This window comes from Xylophilus sp. GOD-11R (assembly GCF_033546935.1).
In the GTDB taxonomy this organism is placed as follows: Bacteria; Pseudomonadota; Gammaproteobacteria; order Burkholderiales; family Burkholderiaceae_C; genus Xylophilus.
Genome location: NZ_CP137854.1, coordinates 799,265 through 813,701, shown reverse-complemented (window position 1 = coordinate 813,701; position 14,437 = coordinate 799,265). Strand labels below are relative to the sequence as shown.

Here is a 14,437-nt window from a genome sequence, read left to right as displayed (position 1 = left end):
GGTCGTTCGCGTGGGGCGTCAGGCGTCGGCGGCCACCAGGCCCATGTCCACGCTGGACATGAGCTTCTCGATGTCGAGCAGGATCAGCATGCGTTCACCGACCGAGCCCAGGCCCAGGATGCAGCCGTTGTCGATCACGCTTTCGATGTCCGGCGCGGCCTTGATCTGGTCCGGGCTCAGCTCCAGCACGTCGCTGACCGAGTCCACCACGATGCCGACCACGCGGTTGCGCAGGTTCAGGATGATCACTACCGTGAAGCTGTTGTAGTCGGCGTTCTCGCAGTTGAACTTGAGGCGCATGTCCACGATCGGCACGATGGTGCCGCGCAGGTTGACCACGCCCTTGATGAAGGCCGGCGCGTTGGCGATGCGGGTCGGCGGCTCGTAGCCGCGGATCTCCTGCACCTTCAGGATGTCGATGCCGTACTCTTCCTTGTCGAGCCGGAAGGTCAGGTATTCCCTGGTGCCCTTGGCCGCGCTCTCGTCCATTTTTCCCATCATTCCCATCACGATTCCTTCCGTGGGCCCGCAGGCCTCAATTCGTCAGTGGCGCGCTCGCCGCACCAGGCCGCCGGTGTCCAGGATCAGCGCGACCTTGCCGTCGCCCAGGATGGTCGCCCCGGAGATGTTGGGCACGCGCCGGTAGTTCGATTCGAGGTTCTTCACCACCACCTGGTGCTGGCCGAGCAGTTCGTCGACCTGCAGCGCCACGCGGCTGCCGTCGGCCTCCACCACCACCATGATGTTGCCCTCGCGCGCATCGCCGGTGCGTGGCACCTGGAACGTCTTGTCCAGCGCCACCACCGGCATGTAGTCGGCGCGCACCTTCACCAGCTGCGAGCCCTGCGCGATCGTGCTGACCGAATCGGCCTCGACCTGGAAGGACTCGATCACCGAGGACAGCGGCAGGATGTAGACCTCTTCGGCCACCCGCACCGACATGCCGTCCATGATGGCCAGCGTGAGCGGCAGGCGCACCGACACTTTCATGCCGTAACCCTCCACCGAATCGATATCGACCGATCCGCCGAGGGATTGAATGTTCTTCTTCACCACGTCCATGCCCACGCCGCGGCCGGACACGTCGGTGACCTGCTCGGCGGTGGAGAAACCCGGCGCGAAGATCAGGCCCCAGACATCGCTGTCGGACATCTGGTCCGACACCTCGATGCCGCGCTCGGCCGCCTTCTTCAGGATCTTGTCGCGCGACAGCCCGCGGCCGTCGTCGCGCACTTCGATGACGATGGAGCCGCCCTGGTGCGAGGCCGACAGCGTGATCGTGCCGGTCTCGGGCTTGCCGTTGGCCAGCCGCACCTCCGGTAACTCGATGCCGTGGTCGCAGCTGTTGCGCACCAGGTGCGTCAGCGGGTCGGTGATCTTCTCGACCAGGCTCTTGTCGAGCTCGGTCGCCTCGCCCTGCGTCACCAGGTCGACCTTCTTGCCCAGCCGATTGGCCAGGTCGCGCAGCATGCGCGGGAAGCGGCTGAACACGGTCGACATCGGAATCATGCGGATCGACATGACCGATTCCTGCAAGTCGCGCGTGTTGCGGTCGAGGTCGGCCAGGCCGCTCATCAGCTGCTGGTAAAGCGCTGCGTCCAGGCCCTGGCTGTTCTGCGCCAGCATGGCCTGGGTGATGACGAGTTCGCCCACCAGGTTGATCAGCTGGTCGACCTTGCTGACCGATACGCGGATGCTGCTGGCCTCCAGCGGCGTCTGGCCGGTCTTGGCGGCACCGCCGGCACGGGGCGCGGCTGCCGGCGAAGCGGGCTCGGCCGATACCGCCGTCGTCGTTTCACCTTCGGGCACGCCGGGCGCGCCCTCGAAAAGACCGAAGGATGCAATCGGCGAGCCGGGCGCGTCGTGGAAGAAGCCGAACGGCCGCTGCGCGGCAGCGCGTGCCTCGACCTCGTCCGGATCTTCCTGGGCGGGCGCAGGCACCGGCACCGACGCCTGGCGCGGCGTGATGCGCACCTGCTCCTTGGCCACATGGAAGATGAACAGGTCGAGCAGGTCCTCGTCACTCGACGCGGTCTCCACGGCGAACACGCGGGTGTCGGCCTGCGGCGAAGGCAGCGATTCGATGGTGCCCAGGTCGGGGATGTCGCGGAACAGCTCGCGCAAGGCATCGGCCTGCTCCGGCCGCTCCAGCGGGCCGACATGGATTTCGAGCGAGCGCAGGCCGGACTTGCTTTCGGACGCAGCGGGCGTCGGCGCTTGCGGCTCCGGCTCCGCGGGCGGTTCGTCGAATGTCTCGAAGTCCGGCTCGGCGACAGGCGCCACCGGCGCCGGCGCCGGCGCGCTGGCCACGGGCACTTCGCCCGCCGCCAGCGCGGCGATGCGCCGCACCAGCGCGGACGTATCCGCCGCCTCGCCGGTATCGCCCGACTGGTGCCGCGCCAACAGGTTGCGCGACGCGTCGGCCGATTCCAGCAGCACATCCACCATGGCGGGCGCGGGCTGCAGCTCGTGGCGGCGCAGCTTGTCCAGCAGCGACTCCATGTGGTGCGTCAGCTCGGCCACGTCGGAAAAGCCGAAGGTCGCCGCGCCGCCCTTGATCGAATGGGCGCAGCGGAAGATGCCGTTGAGTTCCTCGTCGTCCGCGCTCGCCAGGTCCAGGCTGAGCAGCATCTGCTCCATCTGGTCCAGGTTCTCGCCGGCCTCCTCGAAGAAGATCTCGTAGAACTGGCTGAGATCGAAATCCGCCCCGCCGCCCGTGCCTTGCACCTCAGCCATGGGAGCCTTCTTCTCGTTGTTTCATGCTGCTTGTCTCTGTCTCGCGAGCGACGGAGCCGCTCAGCGGATCACTTTCTGGATCACCTCGATCAACCGGTTCGGATCGAAGGGCTTGACCAGCCAGCCGGTGGCGCCGGCCGCCCGGCCGGCCTGCTTCATCTGGTCGCTCGACTCGGTGGTCAGGATCAGGATGGGCGTGGTCTTGAACTTGGGGTTCTCGCGCAGCATGCGCGTCAGGCCGATGCCGTCGAGGCGCGGCATGTTCTGGTCGGCCAGCACCAGATCGATCTTCTCGGTCTGCGCCTTCTCGAAGGCGTCCTGCCCGTCCACCGCTTCCACCACGTGGTAGCCGGCGCCCGTCAAAGTGAAAGAAACCATTTTTCGCATGGATGGAGAGTCATCAACAGCGAGGATCGAAAACATGTCTTGGGCTCCAGCAAACGTTTGCAGCTATGCGTTTTATTCGGGGGAAAAGGTGTGACTCAGAACAGCTCGACTGAACCGGCGTCCATCTCGCTCTGTGTCACCGGGTTGGGGCGCTCGGGCTGGATCGCGGTCACCTGCGTGGCCTCCTCGCCTTCTTCCCGACCCATCGATTCGGCCGCCAGGCGGAAGGCGCAGCCTTGCAGCACGCGTGTGATGTGCACGATCAGCTGCGAGGACATGTCCTGGAATTGAAGTTCGGTCACCGCCGCGCGCAGCGACCCGAGCGCCTCGGCGACCGGCCCGCCGATCGTCGTGGCGGGGCCTTCGAGGCGGGCATTGGCCTCGCCGAAGCGATCCATGAGGTTGTCGCAGGCGTGGCTCAGCAGACCTTCCAGCCGCTGCAGGTCGTGCATGACGACGAGCAGCGAATCCTGAACCTCGGCCACCACCATCAGCGGCATTTGCACCGCAGGGCCGCCATCCTCGACGAACGGTGTTTGCATCGAATCTCCATCCTGGCGGAATGCCGTTGCGCCGCATCCAAACGCTTCGGCGCAGTTGTCCGTGGTGATCTGGTTCCCGAGGCAGACCGGTTCCGGAATTGACCTCTATCTTACGCATACATATCGGCACAATTCAGGCAGACTGAACGCATTTTTATATTGTTTGTTGTAATCGCCCACTATCAACCCATCGCCATGAACCGAGTCCGTCGACGCCGGATTCGTGGCGACCGATCGCATTGCATGGCAGATGAACCGCTCGCCCCGCTGCGCATCCTGCACCTCGAGGATTCGCCGACCGACCATGCCCTGGTGCGCATGACCCTGCAGCGTGCCGGCCGGCCTTTCAGCCTGCGGCACGTGGAGACGCTCGACGGCCTGCTGAGTGCCCTGCGCACCGAGGTTTTCGACGTGGTCATCGTCGACTACAACCTGCCCGGCTTCACCGCCATCGATGCCTGGAACGCCCTGGGTACCGACCAGCGCGCGGCACCGCCATTCGTGGTGCTTTCCGGCGCCATCGGCGAAGCGGCGGCGGTGCATGCGATACGACGCGGCATCAGCGACTACCTGCTCAAGGACGACGTCGCCAAGCTGCCGCACGTGATCGCCCGGGCCATCGAATTCCGCACCGCCCAACGCGAGCGCGAGCGCGCCGACCGCGAACTCGCGCTCTCCGAACGCCGCCTGGCCGAGCTCACCGAGCACCTGCAGCAAAGCATCGAACAGGAGCGCGCCGCCATCGCCCGCGAGATCCACGACGACATCGGCGGCTCGCTCGCAGCGGTCAAGTTCGACCTGGCGTGGATCGTCCGCCATGCCGACGGCCAGGAGATGCAGCGCCACGCGCAGGCCGGCGTCGACATGCTGCGCCACGCCATGGACGCCAGCCAGCGCATCATGATGAACCTGCGCCCGCCCGTGCTGGAGCAGGGCATCGGTGCCGCCATCCAGTGGCTGGCCGACAACTTCACCCGTCGCACCGGCACCCCGGTGCGCATCCAGGCCCCGGCCGAGCGCATCGCGCTGGCGCCGACGATCGAACTCGCGGCCTACCGCACGGCTCAGGAAGCTTTGACCAACATCACCAAACATGCGCCGGAAAGCACCGAAGTCCACATCGAGCTGACCGATGGGGAAGGCGTGCTCACGCTGGAAATCGCCGACAACGGAAGCGGCATTCCGCCGGAGATGCGCGACAAGCCGCGGGCCTTCGGGCTGCGCGGGCTGCAGGAGCGCGCCAAGACCGCGGGCGGCTGGCTGGACATCAGCGGTCGTCCGGGCGGCGGCACCTCGATCATTCTTTCGGTCCCCCTGACAGACCAGGCGGACGCCAGTCCGGGAGACCCGCCATGATCCATGTGATGCTCTGCGACGACCACGCGCTCGTGCGGCGCGGGATTCGCGACACCTTGAGCGATGCGGTCGACATCACCGTCACGGCGGACGTCGGCAGTTATGCCGAACTGCGTGAGGCCCTGCGTAGCAAGACTTGCGATGTGCTGCTGCTAGATTTGTCCATGCCTGGGCGCGGGGGGCTGGAGGTTCTGGCCACGCTCAAGGAAACGGACGAGCTCGTCCGCGTGTTGATCGTCTCGATGTATCCCGAGGATCAGTACGCCATTCGGTGTTTGCGGGCGGGGGCTTTCGGGTATGTCAACAAGGCGGGGGATCCGGCTGAGTTGGTTCAGGCGGTGCGGACGGTGGCGCAGGGGCGGAAATACCTCACGCCTGAGGTGGCGCAGATGCTGGCCGAGAGTGTGGCCAAGCCGGTGGCGGAGTCGCCGCATTCGACTTTGTCTGAGCGGGAGTTGCAGACTCTGCTGAAGATCGCTTCCGGGAGGAGGCTATCTGATATTGCTGAGGAGTTGATGCTCTCTCCCAAGACCGTGAGTGTCTACCGGACGCGGGTAATGGAGAAACTGGGGCTTTCCAATAATGCCGAGTTGACGGTTTATGCTATTCGGAATGGGTTGGTTTGAGGGGGTTTTTTCTCTCTCTTTGGCTAAAAACTCTTTGTTGAGGCGGCCTTTTTGTGTTTCTTTTCTTCTCTTTTCAGAGGGTGGAGCTGGGGGCTTGCGCGCCCCCAGACCCGCGGTAACTTTCTTTTGTTGGGACAAAAGAAAGTCACCAAAGAAAAACCCTTGAAGACGAGCTCGAAGCTCGGTCGGGCCATTGCTTCGCTCGGCCTGGGGAATGTGCCTTCGAACGCTCTAGCGGCAACAGTTTGGACAAGGGTCGATCCAGGGCCTTGGCCCCGCTTCGCGGGTCGGGGCTGAGAGGGTAAGGACAGTTGACTGCACTGAGCACGGTGAGGGGGCCGCACTGATTCGATCGCCACGCGCGCTGCGCACCGTGGTCCGGGTCACGTCGTGATGGCCGCCCCGTTCATGCCCTGTTTCGGGTCGATGTTTGAGTACCACGCCTAGCATTCCGCCAGGGCACTTCGCACCGCGCCTGCGCGCTCCGCCAGTGCGGTCGCCTGTTCTTATCCTCTCAGCCCCGACCCTGCGAAGCAGGGGCCAAGGCACTCGATCGACCCTTGTCCAAACTGTTGCCGTTAGAGCGTTCGAAGGCACATTCCCCAGGCCGAGCGAAGCAATGGCCCGACCGAGCTTCGAGCTCGTCTTCAAGGGTTTTTCTTTGGTGACTTTCTTTTGTCCCAACAAAAGAAAGTTACCGCGGGTCTGGGGGCGCGCAAGCCCCCAGCTCCACCCTCTGACAAGAAAAGAAACAAAAAAAATCACCCCACTCTAAAAAACACCTCACCTGCAGAGCAAAACCTCAACGAACAAACAAATCCACAACTTTATTCATCAACGCCATCAAAGGCGCATCCAACATAGGCAAGGTAGCCGCGATCCCCACCATCCCCACACTCAACGTAATAGGAAACCCAATAGCATAAATATTCATCTGCGGCGCCACCCGAGAAATAATCCCCAATGCCAAATTAACAAAAACCAGCAAGGCAATCATCGGCATCGCCACCCAAAGCGCACTGGCAAACAGCTCAGTCCCCAACCGATAAAGCTGAACCGTAGACAAGACTTCCAAAACATTCCCGTCCGCAGGAAATGTCTGAAAGCTGCGAACAACAGCCATCACCAGCGTCAGATGCCCATTGACCACAATAAAGAGCAGCAACGAAATCTGCCCCAAAAATCCAGAAACCGCACTGGCCTGCCCCCCAGAAGCCGGATTGAAGAACGAAGCGAAGTTCAACCCCATCTGCAGCCCGATCAGCTCCCCGGCCAGCTCGACCGAAGCGAACACCAGCCGCACCGCGAACCCGATGGCCATCCCCACCCCCACCTGCTGCGCCACCGCACCGAGCGCGCCGGGCGAGTCGACACCGATGATCGGCTGCCCCGTCAGACTGGGCTGCGCAGCAATGGAGATGAGCAGCGCAAGCCCCACCTTGGCCCGCACCGGAATCGACCGCATCGAGAAGATCGGCGCCACCGAGAACATGCCCAGCACCCGCAGAAAAGGCCACAGCACCGGCGACAGCCAGGCCGCGATCTGGGCTTCGGAAAACGAGATCACGTCACATCACGCCACGTAGCTTGGAATCGCCTCGATCATCCGCCGCAGGTAATCGACCAGCGTGGTCAGCATCCACGGCCCGGCCACGGCGAACACCACGATCGCGGCGATCAGCTTGGGCACGAAAGAAAGCGTGGCTTCGCTGATCTGCGTGATCGCCTGGAAGATGCTCACGATCAGCCCCACCACCATGATCACCCCGAGCAAGGGCATGGACACCATCAGCAGCAGCGTCAGCGCCTCCTGCCCCGTGGTCAGCACGACTTGCGGATTCATGGGCAGAGTCTCCGATCAGATGCGGCCATCATTGGGCAAAGCTCGCGGCCAAGGAGCCGATCAAGAGATTCCACCCATCGGCCAGCACGAACAGCATCAGCTTGAAGGGCAAGGCCACCAGCACCGGCGACAACATCATCATCCCCAGTGACATCAGCACGCTCGCCACGACGAGGTCGATCACCAGGAACGGAATGAAGATCATGAAGCCGATCTGGAACGCCGATTTGAGCTCGCTGGTGACGAACGACGGCACCAGCACCCGGAACGGCGCGTTCTCGATGGTCACGCCCGGCTCCAGCCGCGCCAGGCGGGCGAACAGCGCGTAGTCGGACTGGCGCGTCTGCTTGGTCATGAACTGGCGCATCGGTGCTTCGCCCCGGTCCAGCGCCTGCTCGAAACTGATCTGCTGCGCGTTGTAGGGCGCGTAGGCCTCGCGATAGACGCGGTCGAAGGTGGGGCCCATGACGAAGAAGGTGAGAAACAGCGACAGGCCGATCACAATCTGGTTGGGTGGCGCCGACTGCGTGCCCATCGCCTGACGCAGCAGCGACAGCACGATCACGATGCGGGTGAACGAGGTCATCATCAGCAGCACCGCCGGCAGAAACGACAGCGCCGTGAAGAACAACAAGGTCTGGATCGGCACCGAGAAACTCGTGCCGCCGGAGCCGGTGCCCATCAGCAAGGGCAGTTGCCCGTTCGGTGCACTCGCCTGCGCCCACGACAGCGCCGGGAGCAACAGCAGCAAAAGGGCCGCACCGAGGGCGCGGCAAGAAGTTCTAGACATGTCCCGGTCCCCGGTAATCGTGTGCGGCCGGAGAAGCCGATGCTTCCACGAGGCGAGCGGCCTGCGCGAAGCCCGGCGCCGGCATGGTGTGCAGCGGGGTGACGTTCTGCGCGGTCACACCCAGCACCAGCCAGACCCGTGCCTCGGGCGGACCGACCTCCACCGTCACCACCCGCTGCGTCGGGCCCACGCCCAGCGCCGACACCACGCGCGAACCGCTACCCGGCACCGCGCCCGGCAGGCCGCCGGTGCGCTGCTTCAGCCAGCGCAGGCCCCAGGGAACCATGGCCAGCACGGCGATGAAGACGACAACGGACAGCAGCGATTGGGACATGGGGCTCATCGGCGGATCATGCTGCAAATTTCTGGCGATCAAGCCTCGGAACTACGCGAAAACCGCAGGCCGACCAGACCGCATGAGCGGTCGAACCGCCGGGCCGCCCTGAGGCGAACGCGCCTCCTCCCCGGGAGGTGGCGCACTACACGGCGCGCAGCGCCGCGAGAAGCCGGAAGGCTCAAAGTCACCCTTTGCTGACCCGACGCAGGCGCTCCGAAGGCGTCACCACGTCGGTCAGACGAATACCGAACTTGTCGTTCACCACCACCACCTCGCCCTGGGCGATGAGGTAGCCGTTGACCAGCACGTCCATCGGCTCGCCGGCCAGCGCGTCGAGCTCGACGACGGAGCCCTGCGCCAGCTGCAGGATGTACTTGATGGGCACCTTCACCCGGCCGAGCTCCACCGAAAGCTGGACCGGGATGTCGAGCACCCGGTTGATGTCGCCGAGCGCTGCGTCGGCGGTGGCGCCAGCCGAGGTGACCGGCTCGCCGCCGAAGAGCGGACCACCGTTCTGCGAGCCATCCGGACGCGGCGGCGCGGACTTGGCTTCTTCCAGCGCCTCGGCCCAGGCCGACATGTCGTCGTCGCTGTTGTTGGTCGGGTCTTCAGCCATTCTTTTCTCCAATCCAGTTCGTTTCGGTGCCGCGCAGGTTGTCCTCGATGCGGATCGCGTACTTGGCGTTGTGTGTGCCGTAGGTGCAACTGAACATCGGCACTCCGCCGATCGTCGCCTCGATGCGCGGCGCCCGGTCGAGTTCGATGAAGTCACCGACCTTCATCGCCAGCAGTTGCTCGACGGTGGCCTGCGCCTGCGCGAGCTCGGCCACCATGGTGACCTCGGCTGCCTGGATCTCGCGCGACAGCAGCTTGACCCAGCGGCGGTCGACCTCGATCGAGTCGCCCTGCGTGGAAGAGAACAGCACGTCGCGGATCGGCTCCAGCGTGGCGTAGGGCATGCAGATGTGGATCATGCCGACGATGTCGCCGATCTCCAGCTGGAAAGCGCTGGCCACGCAGATCTCGCTGGGCGTGGCGATGTTGGCGAATTGCGGCTGCATTTCCGAGCGCTGGTATTCCAGCTCGATCGGGTAAATGCCCGACCAGGCCTTCTTGTATTCGGCGCAGATCACATCGACCAGGCGGTTGATCACCCGCTGTTCGGTCGGCGAGAAATCGCGGCCTTCGATGCGCGTCTGGAACTTGCCGATGCCGCCATAGAGCGTGTCGATCACACCGAACAGCAGGGCCGGCTCGCACACGATCAGCCCGCTGCCACGCAGCGGCCGGATCGCCACGATGTTGAAGTTGGTCGGCACCGCCAGTTCACGCAGGAACGCGCTGTAGCGCTGCACCGTCACCGTGCCGACCGAGATCTCGGGATTGCGGCGGGTGAAGTTGAACAAGCCCACGCGCAGATTGCGGGCGAAGCGCTCGTTGACGATCTCCATCGTCGGCATGCGTCCGCGGACGATGCGCTCCTGGCTGGAGATGTCGTAGTTGCGGATGCCGCCGGTTTCGGTCGCCTCCTCGGCCATCTTCTGGCTTTCGCCCGTGACGCCTTCGAGGAGGGCATCGACTTCTTCCTGGGAAAGAAACGCTTCACTCATGCGAAATCTCCATCAATGCCCGAACAACGAACGCCCGCCCCGCATTTTTCAGCGCGCCGCCGGGCCGGCTTCGCCGAACGGCCAGCGCCGCCCCCCGAAAGGGGATCAGCGTCTACACGAAGTGAGAGAGCTTGGGGGTGAATCATCTACTGCACGATGAAACTGGAAAAGAGCACACCCTGGACGGGGCTTTCTGGCTGAGCCTTGCGCTTCTTTTTCTTTTTCTTCGGTGCATCCTCATCCTCGTCCTCCTCGTCTTCCGGTTCGATACCAAAAGTACGAGACGCTTCGTCGGAAATAGCCTTGGCCAGCTTGAGCTTGCCGTCGCGCGACAACAGCTCTTCGGAGCTGCGTTGCGAGGTCAGCATCAGGATCGCGCTGCGCACGCGCGGCATGTTGGTCTTGAGCGAATCGGCGCTGTGGCTGTCGGCCATCTGGAAGGTGATGCCGATCTGCGCGAAACGCTCGCCCCCGGGATCGGCCAGGTTCACCACCAGGTTGTCGATCGGCAGGAAGGTCGGCGGATTCTTGTCGTCGTGCTTGGCGTGGGCCGCAGGCGCGGCGGCCTCCTCGCCGTCTTCATCGGTCGCGGCGTTCTTCTTCATGAGGAACATCGCAGCGCCACCGGCGACCGCCAGGACCACGACGAGTCCGATGACGATGACCATCAGCTTCTTCTTCGACTTCGGCTTGGGAGCGGCATCGGCCACGGTGGTGTTCCTCGAACGGCAATGGTGGGAGCCGGCACGTGACCAGCGGACACGCCATTATTGAGGAGGCCGCACGCGGCGGTCGGCCGAATAAGCGGCGAAAACGCCCGTTATCGATGGCAAGCGCAAAGCGATGGCTGGGCGGCACCGGCGTCCGCCGGGGCCGGTCAGGCAAAAACGTCGAGCGCGCCGCGTCCGGTCGTCGGGCGGCTGCGGGCGACCGGCTCGGCCACCGTCTCCACCTGGCCGGCGTCGGCACGGGCCGCACGACGTGTGTCGCCCCGGCTGCCGCCGCCATCGGCCGTCGCCTGGAAACCGCCCTGCTGCTGCTGGGCGCCCGAGCCACCGACGGTGACGCCCGACAGCACAAGACCTTCCTGCTGGAGCAGGTTCTGCAGTTCGGACACCGCGCCGCCGAGCGCGGCACGGGTGTCGGCCTGGTCGGTCTGGAAGCTCACCTCGGCGTCGGCGCCCGACAGCGAGATGCGCACGTCGACCGGCGCGCCGAAGGCATCGACCGTGAGTTCGGCGGTCTGCAAGCCCTGGGATTCGAGCGACGGCGTGGTCGCGGCCAGCCATTCGTCCTGCGTGAGCACGTTGGCGGTGCCGGCCATCGGCATGTCGGCGCCCGGTGTCGGGGCCGATGCCGCGGAGAATGCGCCGCCGTCGGTGCCGGCAGCGGTCTGGCCGAAACCGGCGGCGGTCGTGCCGAGGCCCTCGCCGCCGCGGGCCTGCGCATCGGCGCCGTGGTGTTGCGATTGCGCACCGTTCTCGCCGAAGCCGCCGGTGGCGGATTCGGCCGGCGCACGAACGATGTCCGACAGCATGCTGGACCAGCGGCCCTGCCCGCCGTCGCCCAGCGACAGCGTGGAAGCCGTGCCGCGCGCGGAGCGGCCGTCGGGGTCGGTGACAGCGGCTGTACCGCCGACCGAGATCGAATTGACCTGTGCCGACAGAGCGTCTGCCGTCGCGGCCGCATGGGCGCGGCTGGCCGCGGCCACCGCCGACAGGCTGCCAACACGCAGCGCCTGGGCGCCGGCCGGCGGGGCGGCGGGCCGTGCGGCGTCGGCCGCGATCGGCGCCTTGCCGGCAGCGGCCGGGTTGGCGGACGTCGATTGCGCGACCTCGGTAGCAACCGTGCTGGCCGTGGTGGCGACCGGGCTGGCCGAATCGGCCTTGAAGCCATCGGCGGCCAGCGAACGCAGGCCGGCCGGCTTGCCGGTGGTGTCGGCGAGTGTGGTGGAAACGCCCGGCGCGGCACCGGTGGCCGGCGTGGTCGGCGTGGTCGGGGGCACGACGACCGGCATCTGCAGCCAGCCACTCCAGGCGGCGAGCGTGCTGGCGTCGTCGGTGCCGTCTTCGGCTGCGTCCCGGGCGAGCGTCTGGCCGCTCAGCGCGGTGCCGTCGTCCACCGCGCCGTCGAGCGTCAGCGCGGCCGGGTCCAGCAGGTCGCTGCCGTCGGACACGGCGCCCAGCAGCGACAGGAAACCGGCAGCCGGCGCGTCGTTGGCGCCTGCGGCGGTTGCGGCACCGCGGTTGGCGGCAGCATGGCCCGCATGGGCGGCGCGGGTCGGGTGGCGCACTGCGCCGGCGTTTTCGACGGTCATCGGGACGATCCTTCTTCCAGTACGGCGGCGGCTGTCCGGCGGAACAGGTTCGCGGCCATCTCATCGGTCTGTTTCTGTTCGCGGCGCGCCAACACTTTCTCGGCGTCGAGCCGCTGGCGGTCGATCACCATCTGCAGGCTCTTCAGGCGCAGTTCGGCTTCGCGCACCCGGCCGGTCAGCAGTTCGATCTGCCGGGCGTGCTGCTGCAGCACGTCGCGCTGCAGGCCGATGGCGTGGTGCAGCCGCGTCATGAACTGGTAGTGGTGCGTCATGAGCTCCGGCGTGGCCAGGACGCGCGCCTGCTCGGTCCAGCGCGACTCGGTGTCGCGGGCGTAGTTGGTCAGCTGCTCGAACTGGTGGTGCGCGGCGCGCTCGGCGGCACGGCCCCGATTGAGGTCGGCGGCGGCGGCGTCGCGCTTGCGGCGGGCCATGTCGGCGGCGATCTGCATGCCGCGTCCCTTGCCGGCGCTCATCGAAAGCCCCCGGGCGGCTGTTGTTGCTGTTGCTGCGGCGCCAGGATGCCGGCCATTTCGTGCACGCACTCATCCAGATTGGCGGCGTCGAACATGCCCTGTTGCAGAAAGGCCACCATGCCCGGCTGCAGCGTGATCGCCTCGTCGAGTTGCGGATCGGCGCCGGGCGCATAGGCGCCGACCTGCACCAGGTCCTTGGCCTGCTGGTAGCGGGAATAGGTCGCGCGGAACTTGCGCGCGATGTCCAGGTGTTCGCGCGACACCACGTTGTGCATCACCCGCGAGGCCGACTGCTCGATGTCGATCGCCGGGTAGTGGGCCGACTCGGCCAGCGTGCGCGACAGCACGATGTGGCCGTCCAGGATGGCGCGCGCCGCGTCGGCGATCGGGTCCTGCTGATCGTCGCCTTCGGACAACACGGTATAGAAGGCGGTGATCGAGCCCACGCCGTGCAGGCCGTTGCCGCTGCGCTCCACCAGCGCCGGCAGCTTGGCGAAGCAGCTCGGCGGATAGCCCTTGGTGGCGGGCGGCTCGCCGATGGCCAGCGCGATCTCGCGCTGCGCCATGGCGTAGCGGGTGAGCGAATCCATCAGCAGCAGCACGTGCTGGCCCTTGTCGCGAAAGTATTCGGCCACCGCCGTCGCATAGGCCGCGCCCTGCATGCGCAGCAGCGGCGGCGCGTCGGCCGGTGCGGCGACGACCACCGAGCGCTCGCGCCCGTCGTCGCCCAGGATGTCTTCGATGAATTCCTTGACTTCGCGACCCCGCTCGCCGATCAGGCCGACCACGATCACGTCGGCCTGGGTGTAGCGGGCCATCATGCCCAGCAGCACGCTTTTGCCCACGCCGGAGCCGGCGAACAGGCCCAGGCGCTGGCCACGGCCCACGGTGAGCAGGCTGTTGATGGCACGCACGCCGGTGTCGAGCGGCTCGCGCACCGGGTCGCGGTCCATGGCGTTGAGCGGCGAACGGTCCAGCGGCTGCGGCGTCACGTTGTCGAGCGGGCCCTGGCGGTCCAGCGGCTCGCCGCACGAATCGACCACCCGGCCGAGCAGCCCGTCGCCGAGCGGCAGGCGCAGCACGCTGGCGCCGGCACCGGTACGCGGCGCGGGCGGGTTCTCACGGCCCCAGCGCAGCGCGGGTGGCTCGGCGGAGGTGGGCACCACGCTGGCGCCGCTGGAGAGGCCGTAGATGTCGCCGGCCGGCATCAGAAATGCCCGCTCGCCCGCGAAACCCACCACCTCTGCCAGCACCTGCGGCTGGCCGGCCTGGCGGATGAAACATTGCGCGCCCACCGGCACCCGCAGGCCGGAAGCTTCCAGGACCAGTCCGGTGAGCTTGGTCAGCGTGCCGTGCGAGGCCAGCGCGACCGGCTCGGCGGTGCGGCCGACAGCGGCGGTCATGAAGCGGTCCCAGGCGC

The 14,437-nt window shown here is 66.1% G+C and carries 16 protein-coding genes; 2 read left to right on the top strand and 14 right to left on the bottom strand.

All coding sequences use genetic code 11. The annotated features are described in order from the left end of the window. Positions 1-18: 18 nt before the first annotated feature. Genes R9X41_RS03845 through R9X41_RS03830 form a run of 4 tightly spaced genes read right to left on the bottom strand, consistent with a single transcriptional unit; the run spans position 19 to position 3,665 of the window. Entirely contained in the window at positions 19-507 is a 489-nt protein-coding gene (locus R9X41_RS03845; protein WP_318633575.1) for a chemotaxis protein CheW, read from the bottom strand. Between the two features lie 36 nt (positions 508-543). Next, positions 544-2,736: a chemotaxis protein CheW gene (locus R9X41_RS03840; RefSeq protein WP_318633574.1), complete on the bottom strand. Its 2,193-nt coding sequence runs from the start codon at positions 2,734-2,736 to the stop codon at positions 544-546. A gap of 60 nt (positions 2,737-2,796) precedes the next feature. Next, a complete protein-coding gene (locus tag R9X41_RS03835) occupies positions 2,797-3,159 on the bottom strand; it encodes a response regulator (RefSeq protein ID WP_318633573.1) in 363 nt (120 codons plus the stop codon). Positions 3,160-3,218: 59 nt separating this feature from the next. Further along, positions 3,219-3,665: a hypothetical protein gene (locus R9X41_RS03830; RefSeq protein ID WP_318633572.1), complete on the bottom strand. Its 447-nt coding sequence runs from the start codon at positions 3,663-3,665 to the stop codon at positions 3,219-3,221. A 243-nt stretch (positions 3,666-3,908) separates the two neighbouring features. Here R9X41_RS03830 and R9X41_RS03825 point away from each other — a divergent pair, with 243 nt between their 5' ends. Then, on the top strand, positions 3,909-5,021 hold the full coding sequence (locus R9X41_RS03825; RefSeq protein ID WP_318633571.1) for a hybrid sensor histidine kinase/response regulator: 1,113 nt from the start codon (positions 3,909-3,911) through the stop codon (positions 5,019-5,021). Then, positions 5,018-5,647 carry a response regulator gene (locus tag R9X41_RS03820; protein WP_318633570.1) on the top strand — a complete coding sequence of 210 codons (630 nt, stop codon included), beginning with the start codon at positions 5,018-5,020 and terminating at the stop codon, positions 5,645-5,647. Before R9X41_RS03825 ends, R9X41_RS03820 begins: the two co-directional genes overlap by 4 nt. A gap of 802 nt (positions 5,648-6,449) precedes the next feature. On the opposite strand, the gene fliR is transcribed toward R9X41_RS03820, so the two are convergent. The 10 genes from fliR to fliI all read right to left on the bottom strand — a co-directional run bounded on the left by fliR (position 6,450) and on the right by fliI (position 14,420). Next, on the bottom strand, positions 6,450-7,214 hold the full coding sequence (gene fliR / locus R9X41_RS03815; RefSeq protein ID WP_318633569.1) for a flagellar biosynthetic protein FliR: 765 nt from the start codon (positions 7,212-7,214) through the stop codon (positions 6,450-6,452). 6 nt (positions 7,215-7,220) lie between these two features. Beyond that, the gene (gene fliQ, locus R9X41_RS03810; protein ID WP_318633568.1) at positions 7,221-7,490 is read right to left on the bottom strand and encodes a flagellar biosynthesis protein FliQ; all 270 of its coding nucleotides are present in this window, start codon (positions 7,488-7,490) and stop codon (positions 7,221-7,223) included. Positions 7,491-7,518: 28 nt separating this feature from the next. Then, positions 7,519-8,280 (bottom strand): flagellar type III secretion system pore protein FliP, encoded by a 762-nt coding sequence (gene fliP / locus R9X41_RS03805; protein ID WP_412556659.1) that lies wholly within the window; start codon positions 8,278-8,280, stop codon positions 7,519-7,521. Next, positions 8,273-8,614, bottom strand: a complete 342-nt coding sequence (locus R9X41_RS03800) for a FliO/MopB family protein (RefSeq protein WP_318633567.1) — start codon at positions 8,612-8,614, stop codon at positions 8,273-8,275. Before R9X41_RS03800 ends, fliP begins: the two co-directional genes overlap by 8 nt. 187 nt (positions 8,615-8,801) lie before the next feature. Next, entirely contained in the window at positions 8,802-9,233 is a 432-nt protein-coding gene (gene fliN / locus R9X41_RS03795; protein WP_318633566.1) for a flagellar motor switch protein FliN, read from the bottom strand. Then, positions 9,226-10,227, bottom strand: a complete 1,002-nt coding sequence (gene fliM, locus R9X41_RS03790; protein ID WP_318633565.1) for a flagellar motor switch protein FliM — start codon at positions 10,225-10,227, stop codon at positions 9,226-9,228. The genes fliN and fliM overlap by 8 nt, the downstream gene beginning before the upstream one ends. Positions 10,228-10,373: 146 nt before the next feature. Then, a complete protein-coding gene (gene fliL, locus R9X41_RS03785; protein WP_318633564.1) occupies positions 10,374-10,937 on the bottom strand; it encodes a flagellar basal body-associated FliL family protein in 564 nt (187 codons plus the stop codon). A gap of 167 nt (positions 10,938-11,104) precedes the next feature. Further along, positions 11,105-12,544, bottom strand: a complete 1,440-nt coding sequence (locus tag R9X41_RS03780) for a flagellar hook-length control protein FliK (protein ID WP_318633563.1) — start codon at positions 12,542-12,544, stop codon at positions 11,105-11,107. Then, on the bottom strand, positions 12,541-13,017 hold the full coding sequence (gene fliJ / locus R9X41_RS03775; protein ID WP_318633562.1) for a flagellar export protein FliJ: 477 nt from the start codon (positions 13,015-13,017) through the stop codon (positions 12,541-12,543). Before fliJ ends, R9X41_RS03780 begins: the two co-directional genes overlap by 4 nt. Further along, entirely contained in the window at positions 13,014-14,420 is a 1,407-nt protein-coding gene (fliI, locus tag R9X41_RS03770; protein ID WP_318635141.1) for a flagellar protein export ATPase FliI, read from the bottom strand. Before fliI ends, fliJ begins: the two co-directional genes overlap by 4 nt. Between the last annotated feature and the right edge of the window lie 17 nt (positions 14,421-14,437).